The sequence below is a fragment of the Burkholderia sp. B10 genome, assembly GCF_004368385.1.
GTDB classification, from domain to species: domain Bacteria; phylum Pseudomonadota; class Gammaproteobacteria; order Burkholderiales; family Burkholderiaceae; genus Burkholderia; species Burkholderia vietnamiensis.
Genome location: NZ_PQMX01000014.1, coordinates 38,201 through 56,122, shown reverse-complemented (window position 1 = coordinate 56,122; position 17,922 = coordinate 38,201). Strand labels below are relative to the sequence as shown.

13 protein-coding genes are annotated in these 17,922 nt (G+C 69.1%); 7 read left to right on the top strand and 6 right to left on the bottom strand.

From position 1 onward, the window contains the following. The first annotated feature begins 90 nt into the window (after positions 1-90). Both C3Y15_RS10035 and pdeR read left to right on the top strand, forming a co-directional pair. On the top strand, positions 91-3,735 hold the full coding sequence (locus C3Y15_RS10035; RefSeq protein ID WP_069239931.1) for a hydantoinase B/oxoprolinase family protein: 3,645 nt from the start codon (positions 91-93) through the stop codon (positions 3,733-3,735). Positions 3,736-4,406: 671 nt separating this feature from the next. After that, on the top strand, positions 4,407-6,410 hold the full coding sequence (gene pdeR / locus C3Y15_RS10030) for a cyclic di-GMP phosphodiesterase (RefSeq protein ID WP_011881370.1): 2,004 nt from the start codon (positions 4,407-4,409) through the stop codon (positions 6,408-6,410). A gap of 54 nt (positions 6,411-6,464) precedes the next feature. On the opposite strand, the gene C3Y15_RS10025 is transcribed toward pdeR, so the two are convergent. Further along, a complete protein-coding gene (locus C3Y15_RS10025) occupies positions 6,465-7,328 on the bottom strand; it encodes a crotonase/enoyl-CoA hydratase family protein (RefSeq protein WP_011881371.1) in 864 nt (287 codons plus the stop codon). Positions 7,329-7,755: 427 nt separating this feature from the next. Between C3Y15_RS10025 and C3Y15_RS10020 the strand changes: the two genes are divergently transcribed. Further along, positions 7,756-9,666 (top strand): DUF3857 domain-containing protein, encoded by a 1,911-nt coding sequence (locus C3Y15_RS10020; protein WP_011881372.1) that lies wholly within the window; start codon positions 7,756-7,758, stop codon positions 9,664-9,666. Between the two features lie 89 nt (positions 9,667-9,755). Here C3Y15_RS10020 and C3Y15_RS10015 read toward each other — a convergent pair whose 3' ends face one another. Further along, on the bottom strand, positions 9,756-10,790 hold the full coding sequence (locus C3Y15_RS10015; protein ID WP_069246563.1) for an AraC family transcriptional regulator: 1,035 nt from the start codon (positions 10,788-10,790) through the stop codon (positions 9,756-9,758). A 70-nt stretch (positions 10,791-10,860) separates the two neighbouring features. Here C3Y15_RS10015 and C3Y15_RS10010 point away from each other — a divergent pair, with 70 nt between their 5' ends. Then, entirely contained in the window at positions 10,861-12,072 is a 1,212-nt protein-coding gene (locus C3Y15_RS10010; RefSeq protein ID WP_034194894.1) for an MFS transporter, read from the top strand. An 82-nt stretch (positions 12,073-12,154) separates the two neighbouring features. Here the strand turns inward: C3Y15_RS10010 and C3Y15_RS10005 are convergent, their stop codons facing one another. Beyond that, a complete protein-coding gene (locus C3Y15_RS10005; RefSeq protein ID WP_011881375.1) occupies positions 12,155-12,622 on the bottom strand; it encodes a MarR family transcriptional regulator in 468 nt (155 codons plus the stop codon). Between the two features lie 82 nt (positions 12,623-12,704). Here C3Y15_RS10005 and C3Y15_RS10000 point away from each other — a divergent pair, with 82 nt between their 5' ends. Together C3Y15_RS10000 and C3Y15_RS09995 are read left to right on the top strand one after the other, a co-directional pair. After that, on the top strand, positions 12,705-13,073 hold the full coding sequence (locus tag C3Y15_RS10000) for a YciI family protein (RefSeq protein ID WP_014724471.1): 369 nt from the start codon (positions 12,705-12,707) through the stop codon (positions 13,071-13,073). 94 nt (positions 13,074-13,167) lie between these two features. Continuing rightward, on the top strand, positions 13,168-13,785 hold the full coding sequence (locus tag C3Y15_RS09995) for a glutathione S-transferase family protein (RefSeq protein ID WP_011881377.1): 618 nt from the start codon (positions 13,168-13,170) through the stop codon (positions 13,783-13,785). A gap of 263 nt (positions 13,786-14,048) precedes the next feature. On the opposite strand, the gene C3Y15_RS09990 is transcribed toward C3Y15_RS09995, so the two are convergent. The 3 genes from C3Y15_RS09990 to C3Y15_RS09980 form a co-directional block, all read right to left on the bottom strand. Continuing rightward, entirely contained in the window at positions 14,049-15,020 is a 972-nt protein-coding gene (locus C3Y15_RS09990) for an ornithine cyclodeaminase family protein (RefSeq protein WP_069246562.1), read from the bottom strand. A gap of 111 nt (positions 15,021-15,131) precedes the next feature. Next, entirely contained in the window at positions 15,132-16,262 is a 1,131-nt protein-coding gene (locus C3Y15_RS09985) for a DSD1 family PLP-dependent enzyme (RefSeq protein ID WP_011881379.1), read from the bottom strand. 93 nt (positions 16,263-16,355) lie between these two features. Beyond that, complete coding sequence (locus C3Y15_RS09980; RefSeq protein WP_014724475.1) at positions 16,356-17,300, bottom strand: LysR family transcriptional regulator; 945 nt, start codon at positions 17,298-17,300, stop codon at positions 16,356-16,358. A 226-nt stretch (positions 17,301-17,526) separates the two neighbouring features. Between C3Y15_RS09980 and C3Y15_RS09975 the strand changes: the two genes are divergently transcribed. Then, positions 17,527-17,874: a DUF4148 domain-containing protein gene (locus C3Y15_RS09975; RefSeq protein WP_011881381.1), complete on the top strand. Its 348-nt coding sequence runs from the start codon at positions 17,527-17,529 to the stop codon at positions 17,872-17,874. Positions 17,875-17,922 lie beyond the last annotated feature (48 nt).

The following is a 17,922-nucleotide window of genomic DNA, read 5'->3' as shown; positions in this document are numbered from 1 at the left end:
CCACGTTCATCGAAGCCCACCCGCGGCGCGCGACGCGCGCCGTGCGGCGGCGCTCGTCCTCCGCTTCAACGACGCATCGACTTCAACGCCATGACCGACCGACACACTTCCCCCGTTTCCTCCGACGCCGCGCGCTGGCAATTCTGGATCGACCGCGGCGGCACGTTCACCGACATCGTCGCGCGCCGCCCGGACGGCACGCTCGTCACGCACAAGCTGCTGTCGGAAAACCCCGAGCAGTATCGCGACGCAGCGGTGGCCGGCATCCGCCAGCTGCTCGGCCTCGCCGACGGCGAGCCGATCACGCCCGAGCGCGTCGAGATGGTGAAGATGGGCACCACGGTCGCGACCAACGCGCTGCTCGAGCGCAACGGCGAGCGCACCGCGCTCGCGACGACCCGCGGCTTTCGCGACGTGCTGCGCATCGCGTATCAGAACCGGCCGCGGCTGTTCGATCTCGACATCGTGCTGCCCGACGCGCTGTACGAGACGGTCGTCGAGATCGACGAGCGGATCGGCGCGCACGGCGACGTCGTCGTGCCGCTCGACCTGCACGGCGCCGAAGCCGCGCTGCGCAGCGTGTTGGATACCGGCGTGCGTGCGCTGGCGATCGTGCTGATCCACGGCTACCGGCACACCGCGCACGAGCGTGCGCTCGCGCTGCTGGCGCGCCGGATCGGCTTCACGCAGGTGTCGGTGTCGCACGAGGTGTCGCCGCTGATGAAGATGGTGCCGCGCGGCGACACGACCGTGGTCGACGCATACCTGTCGCCGATCCTGCGCCGCTACGTCGAGCAGGTCGCGCACGAGATGCCCGGCGTGAACCTGCAGTTCATGCAGAGCAGCGGCGGCCTCACGCGCGCCGACGCGTTCCAGGGCAAGGACGCGATCCTGTCGGGGCCGGCCGGGGGCATCGTCGGGATGGCGCGCGCCGCGCGCGCGGCCGGCTTCGAGCGCGTGATCGGCTTCGACATGGGCGGCACGTCGACCGACGTATCGCACTACCACGGCGAGTTCGAGCGCGTGTTCGACACGCAGGTGGCCGGCGTGCGGATGCGCGCGCCGATGATGAGCATCCACACGGTCGCGGCCGGCGGCGGCTCGGTGCTCGGCTTCGACGGCGCGCGGCTGCGCGTCGGGCCGGAGTCGGCCGGCGCGAACCCCGGGCCGGCCGCATACCGGCGCGGCGGCCCGCTGACGGTGACCGACTGCAACGTGATGCTCGGCAAGATCCAGCCCGAGCACTTCCCGCGCGTGTTCGGCCCGAACGCGGACCAGCCGCTCGATCGCGACGGCGTCGTCGCGAAGTTCGCCGCGCTCGCCGACGAAATCCACGCGGCGACTGGCCGGCGCGAGACGCCCGAGGCGCTCGCCGAAGGCTTCCTGGAGATCGCGATCGGCAGCATGGCGAACGCGATCAAGAAGATTTCCGTGCAGCGCGGCCACGACGTGTCGCGCTACGTGCTGACGACCTTCGGCGGCGCGGGCGGCCAGCACGCGTGCGGCGTGGCCGACGCGCTCGGGATGACGCAGGTGTTCGCGCACCCGCTCGCGGGCGTGCTGTCCGCCTACGGGATGGGGCTCGCCGACCAGACCGCGATGCGCGAGGCCGCGATCGAAGCCGTGTTGTCCGACGCGTCGCTGCCGGCGCTGAACGCGGCGCTCGACCGCCTCGCCGACGACGCGATCGGCGCGCTGCTCGAGCAGGGCGTGGCGCCCGAGCGCATCGCCACCGAGCGGCGCGTGCACCTGCGCTACCAGGGCACCGATTCGGCGCTCGACGTGCCGGCCGGCAGCGTCGCCGCGATGCAGCAGGCGTTCGAGGCCGCGTACCGGCAGCGCTATGCGTTCCTGATGCCCGGCACGCCGCTGGTGGCCGAGCTGGCGTCGGTCGAGGCGATCGGCCGCTCCGACGCGCCGGTCGACGTCGCGCCGCTCGCGCCGCGCGACGCGGCGGCGAGCGTGCCCGTGCACGACACCGTGCGGTTTTATTCGGGCGGCCGCTGGCACGATGCGGCGCTCTACGTGCGCGACGCGCTGCTCGCTGGCGACACGATCGACGGCCCGGCGATCGTCGCCGAGCGCAACGGCACGACGGTCGTGGAGCCGGGCTGGCGCGCGCAGATGACCGCGCAGGGCAACCTCGTGCTGACCCGCACGACGCCGCTGCCGGTGCGCCGCTCGCTCGGCACCGAGGCCGATCCGGTGCGGCTCGAGATCTTCAACAACCTGTTCATGTCGATCGCCGAGCAGATGGGGCTGCGGCTGCAGAACACCGCGTATTCGGTGAACATCAAGGAGCGGCTCGACTTCTCGTGCGCGATCTTCGACGGCGCCGGCAACCTGATCGCGAACGCGCCGCACATGCCCGTGCATCTGGGCTCGATGGGCGAGAGCATCCGCACGGTGATCGAGCGCAACCGCGGCCGCATGCGCGACGGCGACGTGTTCATGCTGAACGATCCGTATCACGGCGGCACGCATCTGCCCGACGTCACGGTGATCACGCCGGTGCTCGCGGACGATGCCGACACGCCGCTGTTCTACGTCGGCTCGCGCGGCCACCACGCGGACATCGGCGGCACCACGCCCGGCTCGATGCCGCCCGATTCGACCCACATCGACGAAGAAGGCGTGCTGATCGACAACTGGCAGCTCGTGTCGGCGGGCGTGCTGCGCGACGCCGAGACGCGCGCGCTGCTCGCGTCGGGCCGCTATCCGGCGCGCAACGTCGAGCAGAACATGGCCGACCTGCGCGCGCAGATCGCGGCGAACCAGAAGGGCGTCGACGAGCTGCGGCGGATGGTCGCGCAGTTCGGCCGCGACGTGGTGGTCGCGTTCATGGCGCACGTGCAGGACAACGCGGAAGAAGCGGTGCGACGCGTGATCGGCGCGCTGCAGGACGGCGCCTATCGCTATCCGCTCGACAACGGCGCGGAGATTCGCGTCGCGATCCGCGTCGACCGCGCGGCGCGCAGTGCGCGGATCGACTTCGGCGGCACGTCCGCGCAGCTCGACAACAACTTCAACGCGCCGAAGGCCGTCTGCATGGCCGCGGTGCTGTACGTGTTCCGCACGCTGGTCGGCGACGACATTCCGCTGAACGCCGGCTGCCTGAAGCCGCTCGACGTGATCGTGCCGGCGCGCTCGATGCTGAACCCCGAGTATCCGGCGGCCGTCGTGTCGGGCAACGTCGAGACGTCGTCGGCGATCACCAATGCGCTGTACGGCGCGCTCGGCTGCGTCGCGTCGAGCCAGGGGACGATGAACAACTTCACGTTCGGCAACGCGCGCTACCAGTACTACGAGACCATCGCGGGCGGCAGCGGTGCCGGCGACGGCTTCGCCGGCGTGGGCGCGGTGCAGACCCACATGACGAACTCGCGGCTGACCGATCCGGAGGTGCTCGAATGGCGCTACCCGGTGCGGCTCGAGTCGCACCGGCTGCGCGCCGATTCCGGCGGGCGCGGGCGCTGGCGCGGCGGCGACGGTGCGGTGCGGCGGATCCGCTTCCTCGAGCCGATGACCGCATCGATCCTGTCGAACAACCGGATCCATGCGCCGTTCGGCGCGGCGGGCGGCCAAGCGGGCGCGCTCGGGCGCAACACGATCGAGCGCGCCGACGGCACCGTCGAGACGCTCGCGCATATCGGCCGCGCGCAGATGGCGGCCGGCGACGTGTTCGTCGTCGAAACGCCGGGCGGCGGCGGTTACGGCTTCGTCGACGGCGAATAGGCATGACGCGCGCCGCGCGGCCGTATGCGCGGCGTGCGATTTTCCGCGCGGGCGGGGCGCCTCGCTGGATTAGTACCGGTTCCACCGCGCGTCGCGTCGCCGCCCGCGTGCCGATATGGATGCGATTCGTCCGATGGAACGCCGCAACGGGACGGGAATTAATATGCGCCACTACGCGTGCATTCTCATGCGTACGGCAATAAAAATACGGCTTTAAGCGCTAATCCGCATTGCGTTCCGACCCCGGCTGGGCACGTGACCGCCGCTCGATTGCCGCGCTCGTCCGCTGCGCCGCAAAGCCCGCCGGACGCGGCTTCCCGACGGCCCCCACCACGTGCTTCGACGCCCGCGCAAGTCGCGGGCGCGATGCGGCGCGCATTCATGGAAAATCGTTGTCAATCATTGCGTGATTCCTTGACACTCGCCGTCAAATGTGAGTGTCAATCCGCATCGTCATTTGATAAGATGGGTTACATCATTCGTTTGAATAATCCTGCGCGCGTCGAGCGCGAATGCCGGGTCGCATTGGTTGAAAACACGTACGGAACGAGGGCCGCTGTCCCTGTCGTCACGACTGCGCCGCCGCGCATGCACGGTGCACCTGCAGCGACCGATGGCAGATGGCTCGCCTCCGTCTACACTATGCGTTTTTTCTGGATCGGGGCGTGTCGATGGATGACGAAAACGATTGCGCGGTGCTCGAAGCGCATCTCGGTACGCGCAGCCCATGCTGGCGCCTCGGTAGCGACAGCAATGCACTCGAACTGGCCGCGCAGCGCGGCTGTACCAATGTCGCCGTCGCGCTGACCGGCGAGCAGGCCGCGCGCATCCGCGCGCTCACCGGCGTCACGTCGCACCTCGTGCTCGAACTCGCGTTGTTCGGCGATCCGGTGAGCCTGCACCTCGTCGGCCGCAAGGTCGACACCGCCAACTGGGCCGGCACCGCGTCCGCCTACTCGGATACCGAGTCCGTCGCGGCCGACCTCGCCCACGGGCTCGCGTTCGCCGAGCAGGTCGTGTCCGAAGTGAATTCGCTCGTCGTGATTCTCGACCGCAACGGCATGGTGCAGCGCTTCAACCGTCTGTGCGAGGAAGTGACGGGTAAGCGCGAAGTCGACGTGATCGGCCGCAGCGCGTTCGAGCTGTTCATGAGCGAGGAGCAGGGCGAGCAGTCGCGCAGCAACATCACCGGCTTTTTTGCGAGCAACCGCCCGTTCGCGGTCGAGCGCTACATCAACACGGTCAACGGGCCGCGCCTGTTCCAGTTCCGCAACAAGTTCGTGCAGAGCGGCAGCGGCGTCGACGAGCAGTACCTGATCTGCTCGGGCATCGACATCACCGAGGAGCGCAACGCGCAGCAGCGGCTCACCGAGCTCGCGAATACCGACGTGCTGACCGGGCTGCCGAACCGCCATGCGATCAGCGAGCGCATCCGCATCGCGCTCGCGGCCGATCGCAGCGACGTGCGCGGCCAGGTCGGCATCCTGTTCCTGGATCTCGACAACTTCAAGCGCGTCAACGACCACTACGGGCACATCACCGGCGACCGGCTGCTGCAGGACGTGTCGGCCGTGATCGGCGGCTGCCTGCCGTCGGGCGCGACGCTGGCGCGGCTCGGCGGCGACGAGTTCCTCGTGCTGTTCGAGCACGGCACGCGGCCGCTGCTCGAGGCCACCGCACAGATCATCCTCGAGCGGCTGCGCACGCCGATCCATCTGGGGCTCGTGGAGGTCTACACGAGTTGCTCGATCGGCATCGCGATGTATCCGCAGCACGGCGATTCGCTCGAGACGCTGATCCGCAGCGCCGACACCGCGATGTACGTCGCGAAGGAAGAAGGCAAGCACACGTACCGCGTGTTCTCGCTGGAGATGAACCAGAAGGTCGCGAAGTACATGTGGCTCGACACGAACCTGCGCAAGGCGCTCGAGGACGAGCAGTTCGTGCTGCATTACCAGCCGGTCGTCGACATCGCCACCGGCGACGTGCGCAGCGTCGAGGCGCTGATCCGCTGGCAGTCGCCCGATCGCGGGCTCGTCGCGCCGGTCGAGTTCATCCGCTTCGCCGAGGAGTCGGGGCTGATCGCGCCGCTCGGGCGCTGGGTGATGCGTACCGCGGCCGCGCAGGCCGCCGCATGGAAGGCGCAGGGGCTCGGCGTGCGGATCGCGGTGAACGTGTCCGCGCGGCAGTTGCAGGACATGAACGTGGTCGATCAGTTCGCGTCGATCCTCGACAGCGCCGGACTGAAGCCGAGCCTCGTCGACGTCGAGCTGACCGAGAGCAGCTTCATCGAGGACGAGAACGCGGCGCACGGGCTGATGAAGCAGTTCCGCCAGCTCGGCGCGCAGATTCACCTCGACGATTTCGGCACCGGCTATTCGTCGCTGTCGCAGTTGTCGCGGCTGCCGCTCGATTCGATCAAGCTCGATCGCAGTTTCATCACCGGCATCGATCGCAACACGCGCTCGCAGGCGCTGGTGAGCTCGGTCGTGTCGCTCGCGCGGGCGCTGAGCTTCTCGGTGGTCGCCGAGGGCGTCGAGACGCGCGCGGAGGCCGAGTTCCTGAAGCAGATCGATGTCGACCGCGCGCAGGGTTTCTACTATGCGCGGCCGATGCCGGCTCAGGCCTTCGAGGCGTGGCTCGCCGAAACGAGAAAGCTCAGGCTGATCGCCTGAGCGTGTCCGCATCGCGGGCGCGCCGCCGCGACGCGGCGGCGCGCTCCGCTTCCGTTACACCGTGCGCAGCTTCGACACGCGCCGGTTCTGCAGCATCACCAGGCGTTCCATGTAGGCGAGGTCCTTCGGCTCGATCGTGAACGCCGCGTGAACCCATTGCTCGGTGATGTCCATCAGCTCGGAACGCGTGAGCTGGAACACGCGCTCACGCGCGCGCAGCATCGCCCGGATGCCGTTCAGCTTCGGCTTGACCACGTCGATGAAGGTGCGTGTCGTGACGTACGCGTCGCCCGCGTCGAACGTCTCGTCGACGAGCCCGCGATCCTCGTACCACTCGGCCGCATGCGCCTCGCCCGACGCGATCAGCGTTTCGGCGAGGCCGCGGTCCGCCTTGCGCGCGACGAGCGAATAGCCGCCCATGCCCGGGAACAGGTTGAACGCGATCTCGGGGAAGCCGAGCTTCACGCCCTTTTGCGCGAGGATGTAGTGATGCGCGAGCGCGGCCTCGAAGCCGCCGCCCAGCGCGCTGCCTTCGATCATCGCGATCGAGATCGCGCCGGTGCCGAAGCCCGTGTAGATCTCGTACACGCCGTCGATGCACGAGCGCGCATAGGCCATCAGCTGATCGCGTCTGCCGCTGCGGATCGCGTCGACGAAGAAGCTCAGGTCGCCGCCGACGTTGAACAGCTCGGGGACGAGCGAGCCCGTCACCCAGAAGTCGAACGGCAGGCCCGAATCGCGTGCGACGCGCGCGAGGTGGATGATGTCCGTGACGAGCTGCTGGTTGAAGCACGGACGCGGCTCCGATCGCAGCATCATCCACATGACGTTGCGGCCTTCTTCGTAGAACGCGGTCAATTGCGTGAGTTCGCCTGCTTCATGGAACGGACGGCACGCCGGATGGGATTGGAGTTGCATGGTATGTCCTCGTGAGATGTGGTTCTTCGGAAAGCGCCGCGGCCGGCGTCGCGGAAAAACAGGCCCCCGGACGGCGCCGGTCGCGAGGCACCGCCATTGTTGCGCGCGCACAAATGCCGAAATGCGGGGAACAACGCACGAGTTGGGCGCTTACGCGAGCCGCGCACGCGGCGAGCGATGTGATCGCGCGAGTGGAGAGGGAGGGGTGGTGCCGCGCGCGTGCGCTTGCCGCGCGGCGGCGGCGATGGGCAGGGTGGTTTCGTGCGGGGCGAGCGAATGCCGGGCGGGTTGACGCTGGGCGGTGCGGCGAACACACTGGCTGCTCGAACTGAGCGAGCCGACCTCATCGGCTCGCGCTCGTTGCAGCCGGCGCCGATACGCCGGCCGAATTCCTGACCCGAACCCCCACGCGTTGGAGCGCTTCGACGTGGTGCGATTTCCCTTCCGCCGGTCCGGCAGCGGGCCGCGTCGCGCCTTTGCATGGGCGGCGGTCGCCGCCGTCGCGCTGACCGCCGCGCGCCCCGTGCCCGCCGCCGACACGGGCGACGCGGCGCCCGTCACGCTCGTCGACGATGTCCACGTATTCGTGATCCAGCGCGACGGCTCGCTCGACGAGGACGACGATTCGACGCTGCGCGCCAACGACGCGAGCGGCATCGATGCGATTGCGCAGCGCTACGTCTGGTACGACAAGAATCTGGAGAAGGTCGAACTGGTCGCGGCCGAGACGATCGATCGCGACGGCGTCGCGCATCCGGTCGGCGCCGACGGCATCCGCGACGTGCAGGAGCCGCGCTCGGCCGGCGCGCCGACGTTTCAGGACGGGCTGCTGCGCACGGTGGTGTTTCCCGGCGTCGAGGCCGGCTCGCGCACCCGCATCGCATTCCGCAAGTCACGCACGAAGCCGGTCAACGCGGGCTACTTCGGCTACTACGTCGAACCGTCGCGCGAGCCGGTGGAGCATCAGCGGCTGATCTTCGACGTGCCGGCCGACATGCCGCTGCATGCGGACGCGCGCGGCTACGTCGCGTTGCCGCCGGTGACCGCGAACGGCCGCACGCGCTACGCGTTCGATTACCGGCATGGGCCGTACGAGCGGATCGAGAGCGGCTCGGTCGGTTATCAAACTTACGGCGACCGGCTCGTGGTGTCGACGCTGCCGGACTACGCGGCGTTCGCCGCGCGGTATCGCAACGCGGCCGTCGATGCGGGCGCGCACGATCCGGCCGTCGTGCAACTGGCGCGCGCGCTCACCGCCGACGCCGACGGCGCGCGCGACAAGGCGCGCATCCTGTACGACTGGGTACAGGCGAACGTGCGTTACGTCGCGATCTTTCTCGGCGAGACGGCCGCCGCGCCGCATCGCGTGACCGACATCCTGCGCAACCGCTACGGCGACTGCAAGGACCACGTCGCGCTATTCGGCGCGTTGCTCGCGGCGGTCGGTATCCGCAGCGAGCCGGTGCTGATCAACCTCGGCGCGGTGTACACGCTGCCGTCGGTGCCCGGTTACGGCGGCGGCGCGATCAATCATGCGATCACGTGGCTGCCCGAGCTCGGCCTGTACGCCGATACGACGACGGCCGGCATCGCGTTCGGCTACCTGCCGCCGATCGTGATGGACCGGCCGGCGCTGCTGGTCGACAGCGGCGTGCTGTCGCGCACGCCGGCCACGCAGCCGCGGCGCCGCACCGCGCGGCTCGCGATCGATGCGGCGCAGGCGGGCGCCGCGCCGTTCCACGCATTCGTCGAAGACGACGGCTGGACGGCCGAGCTCGAGCGCAACCTGTTTCGCCGTGCGCCGGCCGAGCGGATCGGTCAGCTCGCGAACGAACGCCTGCGGCAAACCGGGCTGCGCGGCCGCGCGCAGATCGAGACGAGCGATCGCCGCGCGACGGACGGCCCGTTCGACGTGACGTTTGCCGGCACGCTCGATCATTTCGTGTGGCCGGACGGCACGACCGCGGTGCCGGCGTTGTCGAGCGTCACGGGCGGCATCGCGACGCAGATCGAAGGGTGGCTCGCCGAACCGATGCGCACGCAACCATGGACCTGCATCGGCGGCACGTTCGACGAGACCGGCCAGATCGCGCTGCCGGCCGGCGCGGCGCTGACGGACCTGCCGGCCGACACGATCGTGCATGGGCGCTTCGTCGACTTCACGTCGCATTACGTGTTCGACCCGGTCGCGCGCATCGTGCAGGTCACGCGCCGGATGACGGCGGCGTTCGGCACACAGGTTTGTTCACCTGAAGTGTTCGCGGCGTTGCGCGGTTCGCTGGAGCGTATCGAACGCGATACGCAGGCGCAGATCGTCGTGCGGGTCGGGCAACGGTGAGCGTCGAGTGCGGTGTGATGGGAGGCGCGGTCGAAACCAACGCCGCGGCAACCAAACCCAGCCCCGCCGCATCGACCGAGCCACTCCCCCTAAACCTCCGCCCGCGCATCGCCCTCCGCACGCACCGCACCGGGCGGCCGGCCGACCACGCGCTTGAACGCGCGGCTGAACGCGGCGAGCGATCCGTAACCGAGCCGGTACGCGACCGTCTCGATGGTGTCGCGGTCGCGCGCGATCCACTGCGCGGCGAGCCGCATCCTCAGCTCGGTCAGGTAGCGCACCGGCGTCATCCCGGTGGCGGCGAGAAACCGCTCGGCGAACACCGAGCGCGACACGCCGGCGGCGGCGGCCAGTTCCGCGACGCTCCAGTTGCGCCCCGGATCGCGATGCAATGCGACGATCGCGCGGCCGAGCTTCGGCTCGCGCAGCGCCTGCACCCATCCGGTGGCGTCGCCGCAGCCGCACTCGACCCAGCCGCGCACGATGAACGCGGCGACCACGTCCGCGAGCCGCGCGAGGATGCCCGCGAAGCCCGCGCGTTCCGAGCAGGATTCGCGCTCCATCGCGTCGAGCATCGGGCGGATTTCCGGGTAGCGGGCGAGCAGCGTGCCGACGTGCATGAACGCCGGCATCGTGCCGACGAGCGGCTGCATGCCGCCCAGATCGAGTTCCATGCACGCGCTGAAGATCAGCGCGTCGCCGGCGGCCGGCTCCGTCGCCGCGCACGCCCCGACGCCGACCGATGCCACCGTGTCGCAGATCTTCGCGGCCTCGAAGCCGCCGATCTCGCGGCACGGCGCATCGCGGTCCGACAACAGCGCATGCGTGCGGCCGTGCGGCAGCAGCACCGCGTCGCCGGCCTCGAGCTGCATCGTCGTGCCGTCCGCGTCGCGCAGCAGCACCGGTCCGCGCCCGACGAAATGGAACTGCGCGCGCCCCGGCGCATGGCCGAAGCTCAGCCCGAACGGCCGCGCCACCTGGATCCGGCGGTATTGCACGCCGCTCAGCCGCATCCCGAGCAGCAGTTCGCTGACGAGGTCGTGCGGGTCGGACGTCGGTGGGAGCAACGGAGTGGACATTGCGAAATCCAGACGATGGATCAATAAGAACGGATTGTATGTCATAGACCGTCCTGTCGTTGTTCCTTACGATACGTCGACATCGGTACTTTCCCCAGACGACTCGGAACGACGCATGAATCCCGGAATCTCCTCTGCCGCCGCCCCGGCGGCTCCCCGCGAACCCGCATGGGGCGCCGTCTTCGCGATGACGCTCGGCGTGTTCGGCCTCGTGACCGCGGAATTCCTGCCCGCGAGCCTGCTCACGCCGATGGCCGACAGCCTCGGCGTGACCGAGGGCGTCGCGGGCCAGGCCGTCACGGCCACGGCGACGGTCGCGCTGGTCACGAGCCTGCTGATCTCCGCGCTCACGCGCACCATCGACCGGCGCCGCGTGCTGCTCGTGTTCTCGGTGCTGCTCGTCGCGTCGAATCTCGCGGTCGCGTTCGCGCCGAACCTGACGACGCTGCTGATCGGCCGCGTGGTGCTCGGCATCGCGCTCGGCGGCTTCTGGACGATGGCGACCGCCACCGCGATGCGGCTCGTGCCGACCGCGATGGTGCCGCGCGCGCTGTCGATCATCTTCAGCGGCGTGGCGGTCGCAACGATCGCTTCGGCGCCGATGGGCAGTTACTTCGGGCACCTGATCGGCTGGCGCAACGTCTTCCTGATCGCGGCCGCACTCGGCGGCGTCGCGTTCGTATCGCAGGCCGCCACGCTGCCGTCGATGCCGCCGAGCGGCACGACGCGCCTGCGCACGCTCGTCGACGTGCTGCGCCGGCCGACCGTCGGCCTCGGGATGTTCGCGACGATCCTCGTATTCACCGGGCATTTCGCGTTCTTCACGTATTTGCGGCCGTTTCTCGAACAGGTTGCCGGCGTCGGCGTGAACGGCTTGTCGGCGATCCTGCTCGGCTACGGGATCGCCAACTTCGTCGGCACGTCGCTCGCCGGCCGCGTGCTCGAACACCGGCTGCGGCCGATGCTGATCGGCATGCCGGCGTTGATGGTCGTGCTCGCGATCGCGCTGGTCGCGCTCGGCCGCGCGCCGATGCTCGACGCGGTGCTCGTCGCGTTGTGGGGGATGGCGTTCGGCGGCGTGCCGGTCGCGTGGTCGACGTGGGTCACGCGCACCGTGCCGGACGAAGCGGAAAGCGCGGGCGGGCTGATCGTCGCGGCGATCCAGCTCGCGATCGCAACGGGCGCGGCGGCCGGCGGCGTCGTGTTCGATGCGAACGGCGCGGGCGGTGTGTTCGTCGGCGCGGCCGCGGTGCTGGCCGTCGCGGTCGCGACGATCGTGGCCGGCGTGCCGAAGCGCGCCGGCGTCGCGGCGGCGCTCGCCGAGTGACGTGCACGCGGGCCGATCGGCCCGCTGCCGCCCGGCTGCGGCAAGCATCAACCCGCTGCATCAACCAGCTATGACGCGCGCCTCAGCCGCGCGTCGCCGGGTCTTCCGACAGCATGCGCAACTGGTCGCGCAGCACGTCGACTTGCTCCGGTGCGAACGACTTTTCGATGTCGGCATGCGCTTGCTGCCACAGCGGAAACGCGTCGGCGAGCAGCTGGCGGCCGGCCGGCGTGAGTTCGAGCAGACGGCTGCGCCCGTCGTCCGGATCCTGAGCGATCGTGAGCAGCCCGCGCCGCTCCAGCGGCTTCAGCGCGGCAGTCAGCGTGGTGCGATCCATCGCGAGCAGCGACGCCACCGATTTCATCGTCGCCGGCTGCGGCCGGTTCAGCGACATCAATAGCGAAAACTGGCCGTTGGTGAGATCCAGCGGACGCAGCACATCGTCGAAGATGCGCGCGAGATTGCGCGCCGCGCGCTGCATGTGCAGGCACAAGCAGCAATCGCGCACCATCAACGTCGTTTCGAAGGGAAGGTCATTATTGCGGGCCATGTTGCAATTGTGTTGATATCAACCTATTGTGTCAAGGGCGAGGTGCGGCAGCCTGCCGCGCCCGCCACCGGACGGAGGAAGCATGGATGCTCGACAGCAGTTGTATCTCGCGGTTTTCGTCGGCAGCAAGGACAGTGCGCCCATGAAGGCGTGGCTCGCGCTGTCGGAGGACGAGCGGCGCGCACGCGAGCGGGACGGAATGGCCGCGTGGCATGCGTGGGTCGACCGGCATCGCGATGCGATCGTCGAACTCGGCGGCCCGCTCGGCAAGACCAAGAGGATCGACACGCGCGGCGTCGCCGATACGGCCAATGCGCTCGGCGCGTTCACGATCGTGCGCGCCGCGTCGCACGACGCAGCGGCCGCGCTGTTCGAAGGTCATCCGCATTTCACGCTGTTTCCCGGCGAGGCGGTCGAGGTGATGCCGATTCTGCCGGTGCCCGGCATGTGAGCGGCGGCACGCGCTGCGCGCGACCGACGCCGGCCGTGGTCGGACACGACGCGGCCCGCGCGACATGACACACAATCTGGACGGAGACATTGCGATGAAGCTTTACGGATTTGCCGGCACGCGTTCGCAGCGCGCGCTCTGGGGGCTCAAGGAACTCGACGCGGATTTCGAATTCGTGTCGGTCAACCTTCCGGCGGGCGAGCACAAGCATCCCGAATTCCTGCGCCTCAATCCGGCCGGCAAGGTGCCGGTGCTGGTGGACGGCGATCTGGTGATTCCCGAGTCGGCCGCGATCGTGCTGTATCTCGCGGACAAGTATCCGCAGAAGGCGCTGCTGCCCACGGATCCGGCGCTGCGTGCGCAGGCTTACCGATGGGTGATGTTCGCGGTGACGGAGCTCGAGCAGCCGCTGTGGCGCATCGCGCGCCACACGTTCCTCTATCCGCCGGAAAAGCGTCTGCCGGCCGACATCGCGCTCGCACGCGAGGACTTCGTGACGATGGCCGCGATTCTCGAGCGGCATCTCGAAGGCCGCGAGTTCATCGTCGGCGATGCGCTGTCGGTGGCCGATTGCGTGACCGCTTATCTGATCGACTGGGCCGGCGAATGCCAGTTGCTCGATACGTTCCCGCAATTGCAGGCGTATCTCGAACGGCTCTATGCGCGCCCGAAGGCGCCGCAACGGATCGCGCAGGCGCGTCAGGCGGCGTGACGGGGCGGGCGCCGTCACGCCGCTTCGTTGGGGCTGCCGAAGGCGCGACTCGGGATCGACGGGTTGTGAGCGGAGCGGGCGATGTCGATCGGCGGTGCGTCGTCGACGCAATTTGCCTCGTGCGCGCTGAAGGTCGTATCCGTTGGGCTCGTGCGCGCGTGTCGAGCCGCATGCGCGCACCGCAACGCATCGTCGAAGTCAAACGTGCTTGCGCATACGCGAGATGACCGCATGGCGACGCAACCTGCCGCGCGCGGCGGCGCTCACCATGGCCACGGAACGCGGTGGCCTGCGCCGTGCTCGACGGCCTGTCGATAGACGACGCGCGCGACGGTCAGATCCTGTAGCGCGAGGCCCGTCATGTCGAACACGGTGATGTCGTGCGCCGCACGATCGACCGTGACGACGCCCGCGAGCACGTCGCCGATCTCGATGCGCGGCAGCTCGGGCGCCCATTGGCATTCGCCGATGCTGCGCGCCTGCTCGTGATCGTCGACGAAGATTCGCGCGCGCGCCAACAGGTGTTCGGGAAGCTCGCGCTTGCCGGCGGTGTCGGCGCCGACGCAGGTCAGATGCGTGCCCGGCTGCACTGCGGCGGCGTCGAACAGCGGGCCGCGGCCGGGCGTCGCCGTGATCACCACGTCGCTGCCGGCCACCGCATCGTTGCGGTCGCGCGCGGCCCGGATGTCGCAGCGTGCGCTGAATGCCGACTCGAACGCCGGGTCCGGATCGCCGCCGGCGCTCACGTATTGCACCGCGCATCGCTGCGGCAGCAGCGCGAGCGTCCGGTCGAGCTGGGCGCGCGCCTGCACGCCGGTGCCGAATACGCAGACGCGCGAGCTGTCGGGACGCGCCAGCGTCTGCAGCCCGAGCGCCCCGGCCGCCGCGGTGCGCGCGGTGGTGATCGCATTGCCGTCCATGATGCACAGCGGGCGGCCGGTGGCCGGATCGAACAGCGCGATCGTCGCCTGGTGCGGCTCGCCGCCGCGGCTTCGGTTGCCGGGCCAGAAGCCGGCCGCCTTGAAGCCGAGCAGTTCCTGCTGTGCGACGTCGCCCGACTTGATGCCGAATATGCCGCCGGTATGGAGCTTTTCGCGCACCACCGGGAAGACGCGCCCGGCGCGCCGACTGTGCAGCAGGAAAGCGTCGCGCACGGCCGCCGTCACCTGTTCGGCCTGAAGCGCGGGCCCGACGGCATCACGATCGAGAAGCAGGAGCTGGGCGTCTGACGGCATGGCGGGCGAGCCTGTGGAAAGATGATGCAAAGTGGAATTCGATGAGGCGACTGTCGTTGAACAAACGGTTGCCTCGACGTTGAATCGCAACGGCCGCGATGGCCGGCGCTTTTACCACCCGTAGAAACGCGGCCAAGTCTGCGTCGCGCCGTCGCGCGTCAGCGCACGGTATTCCGGATGTTGCGCACCGGTCGCGCACGCGTGATTCGGCAGAATCCGCAAGCGGGTGCCGATCGGAAACCGCTTCGCGATATCCGGATCCGGCGTGCCGCTGCGCGACACGATCCCATGCTCCTGATTCGCCGAGCTCATCAGATAGCCGTCGAGCGCGTCGCCGGCTTCAGTGCACACCTGACCGTAGCCGAAGTCCCGCGCCTGCCGCTGCGTGCCGCGATCGCGGCTCATCGCCATCCAGCCCGCATCGACGATCGCCCAGCCTTTCTCTTCCTGGTGGCCGATGACGGTGGTCAGCACCGACAGCGCGATGTCGGACAGCGCGCACACGCCGATGTTGTGCATCACGAGGTCGAACATCACGTACACGCCCGCGCGGACTTCCGTCACGCCGTCGAGGTTCGCCGCGGACAGCGCGGTCGGCGTCGAGCCGATGCTGACGACGTCGCACGGCAAGCCCGCCGCCCGCAGGCGCTGCGCGGCGTGCACGGTGCGCGCGCGCTCCTGTTCGGCGATCGCGACCAGCGCGTCGTGCGTGTCGTATTCGTAGCTCGAGCCGGCGTGAGCCAGGACGCCGCCGAGCGTCATGCCGCCAGCGGCGAGCGTGCGCCCCACGTCGATCAGCAAGTCGTCGTCGGGGCGGATCCCCGAACGGTGACCGTCGACGTCGATCTCGATCCAGACTTCGAAGCGCTCGCCATGCTCGCGGCCGAACGCCGCGATCGCCTGCGCGGTGTGCAGGCTGTCGGCGACGATCTTCAGGTCGCAGCCGCGCCGGCGCAGCGCGAGCGCCTGCGGGAGCCGGGCGGGAATCATCCCGACCGCATAGACGATGTCGCGCACGCCGCTCGCGAAGAACTGCTCGGCCTCCTTCAGCGTCGACACCGTGATGCCGCGCGCGCCGGCCGCGATCTGCGCGTCCACGACCTGTTGGCACTTGGTCGTCTTCACGTGCGGCCGGAACGCGACGCCGAATGCGTCCAGATGCGCGTGCAAGCGCGCGATGTTGGCGTGCATCCGATCGACGTCGATCAGTGCGGCGGGGGTGGTGACGGTGGGGATGCCCATGATGCGTTGCCTCGATGGTTGGCGACGCACACACTCTACGGCGTTCGACTCGCCGCGGGTTTAACGCGGCGGAAATCGGTCATTAACACCAATTTAATGAGGGGCGGGCGGCGGCACCTTCGCGCGCCACGGCGGCGGCGCGAGAAATTGCGTGGCCGCTTCGAGGAACACCCGTTGTCGCGCGGAACGGCCCGTGCGCGACGGCAGCAGCGCGGTCACCGGCGCGGGCGGCAGATGCCAGTCGGGCAGCAGCCTGACCAGCTTGCCGCTCGCCAGCAGCGGCGCGACGTCCCATTCGGAGCGTTCGACGATGCCGAGCCCCGCGAGCGCCCAGTCGGTGATCACGGTGCCGTCGTTCGACGACAGCGCGCCCGTCACGCGGATCACGGCCGAGCGCCTGGCGTCGCCTTCGCCGTCGCCGGCTTGCGAGAAGCGCCAGCGGACGATGTCTTCGTCGTTCTCGCGCAGGCACAGGCAGTCGTAGCGGGCGAGGTCGGACGGATGGCTCAGTGCGCCGATGCGGCGTGCGTAACCGGGGCTTGCGCACAGGAAGCGTTCGTTGGGCGCGAGCGGATAGCCGATCCACGACGACGATTTCAGGCTGCCGACGTGGATCACCACATCGGCGCCCGACGCGCTCGTCAACGGGCTCTCCGACAGATGCAGCGAGATCTCGAGCTTCGGATGCGCACGCTGCACGTCGCGCACGATGCGCGCGACGTACTTGCGCCCGAAGCCGAACGGCGCGACGACGCGCAGCGTGCCTTGCACGTCGCCGTGATCGCCGGAGAGGCTGAGCGGCAACGCTTCGACGCGCTCGAGAATCGCGACGGCTTCCTGGTACAGCCGCTGCCCTTCGTCGGTCAGCGCGATGCCTTTCGACTGCCGCACCGCGAGCCGGACCTCGAGCCGCGCCTCCATCCGCTGCAGGCGCAGCGTGACCGCGGGCGGCGTGAGGTCGAGCAGGCGCGCGGCAGACGCCAGCGAGCGTGACGCGCCGATCGCGCGAACGAGCCGAAGATCTTCGAGGTCGAGCATGAAATGTCCGTTGATGCTGGCGTGGCCGGGCATCGATTAAACCGCACTTGGCGCGCGGAATCCATCGCTGCGCAGCGGTTGTGACGCCGGATTCCATCCGCGGCCAGCAACAATCACTTCCACGCAGCCCGATAACTCTCGAGGGCGCACGTGCTTAAACTTTAGTCATTGGCAACGAACGAGGTGTTCGAAGCCACACAACCAGACACAGTCGGAGGTACGTATCATGAAGAACCTTATTCAAGCCGTTGTCGTTGCTGCTGCCCTTGCCGCTCCGGTCGCCGTTTTCGCTCAGAACACCGCACCGCTCACCCGTGCGCAAGTGCGCGCCGAGCTGATCGAACTGGAGAAGGCCGGTTATAACCCGGCGGTCGGCGAAGACCCGCACTATCCGGACGACATCCAGGCCGCACAAGCCCGCGTCGATCAGCAACATGCGCTGGCTCGCGCACAAGGTGTCGACAACAGCGGTGTGGGCAACAACGCACAAGGCGCCGCAGCGGCCGGCAAGCCGGCGAAGGTCGTCGCGCCGCGCGCGAATGACGAGATGAAGTCGCTGTACCGCGGTCACTAAGCAGCACGAGTGACGCGAGGTTCGAGCGGGAGGCCGTAGCGCTCCCGC

Excerpts from the sequence above, each read along its gene's own strand:
- C3Y15_RS10035 (WP_069239931.1), top strand. The coding sequence starts at position 91 with ATGACCGACCGACACACTTCCCCCGTTTCCTCCGACGCCGCGCGCTGG.
- pdeR (WP_011881370.1), top strand. The coding sequence starts at position 4,407 with ATGGATGACGAAAACGATTGCGCGGTGCTCGAAGCGCATCTCGGTACG.
- C3Y15_RS10025 (WP_011881371.1), bottom strand. The coding sequence starts at position 7,328 with ATGCAACTCCAATCCCATCCGGCGTGCCGTCCGTTCCATGAAGCAGGC.
- C3Y15_RS10015 (WP_069246563.1), bottom strand. The coding sequence starts at position 10,790 with ATGACATACAATCCGTTCTTATTGATCCATCGTCTGGATTTCGCAATG.
- C3Y15_RS10010 (WP_034194894.1), top strand. The coding sequence starts at position 10,861 with ATGAATCCCGGAATCTCCTCTGCCGCCGCCCCGGCGGCTCCCCGCGAA.
- C3Y15_RS10005 (WP_011881375.1), bottom strand. The coding sequence starts at position 12,622 with ATGGCCCGCAATAATGACCTTCCCTTCGAAACGACGTTGATGGTGCGC.
- C3Y15_RS10000 (WP_014724471.1), top strand. The coding sequence starts at position 12,705 with ATGGATGCTCGACAGCAGTTGTATCTCGCGGTTTTCGTCGGCAGCAAG.
- C3Y15_RS09995 (WP_011881377.1), top strand. The coding sequence starts at position 13,168 with ATGAAGCTTTACGGATTTGCCGGCACGCGTTCGCAGCGCGCGCTCTGG.
- C3Y15_RS09990 (WP_069246562.1), bottom strand. The coding sequence starts at position 15,020 with ATGCCGTCAGACGCCCAGCTCCTGCTTCTCGATCGTGATGCCGTCGGG.
- C3Y15_RS09985 (WP_011881379.1), bottom strand. The coding sequence starts at position 16,262 with ATGGGCATCCCCACCGTCACCACCCCCGCCGCACTGATCGACGTCGAT.
- C3Y15_RS09980 (WP_014724475.1), bottom strand. The coding sequence starts at position 17,300 with ATGCTCGACCTCGAAGATCTTCGGCTCGTTCGCGCGATCGGCGCGTCA.
- C3Y15_RS09975 (WP_011881381.1), top strand. The coding sequence starts at position 17,527 with ATGAAGAACCTTATTCAAGCCGTTGTCGTTGCTGCTGCCCTTGCCGCT.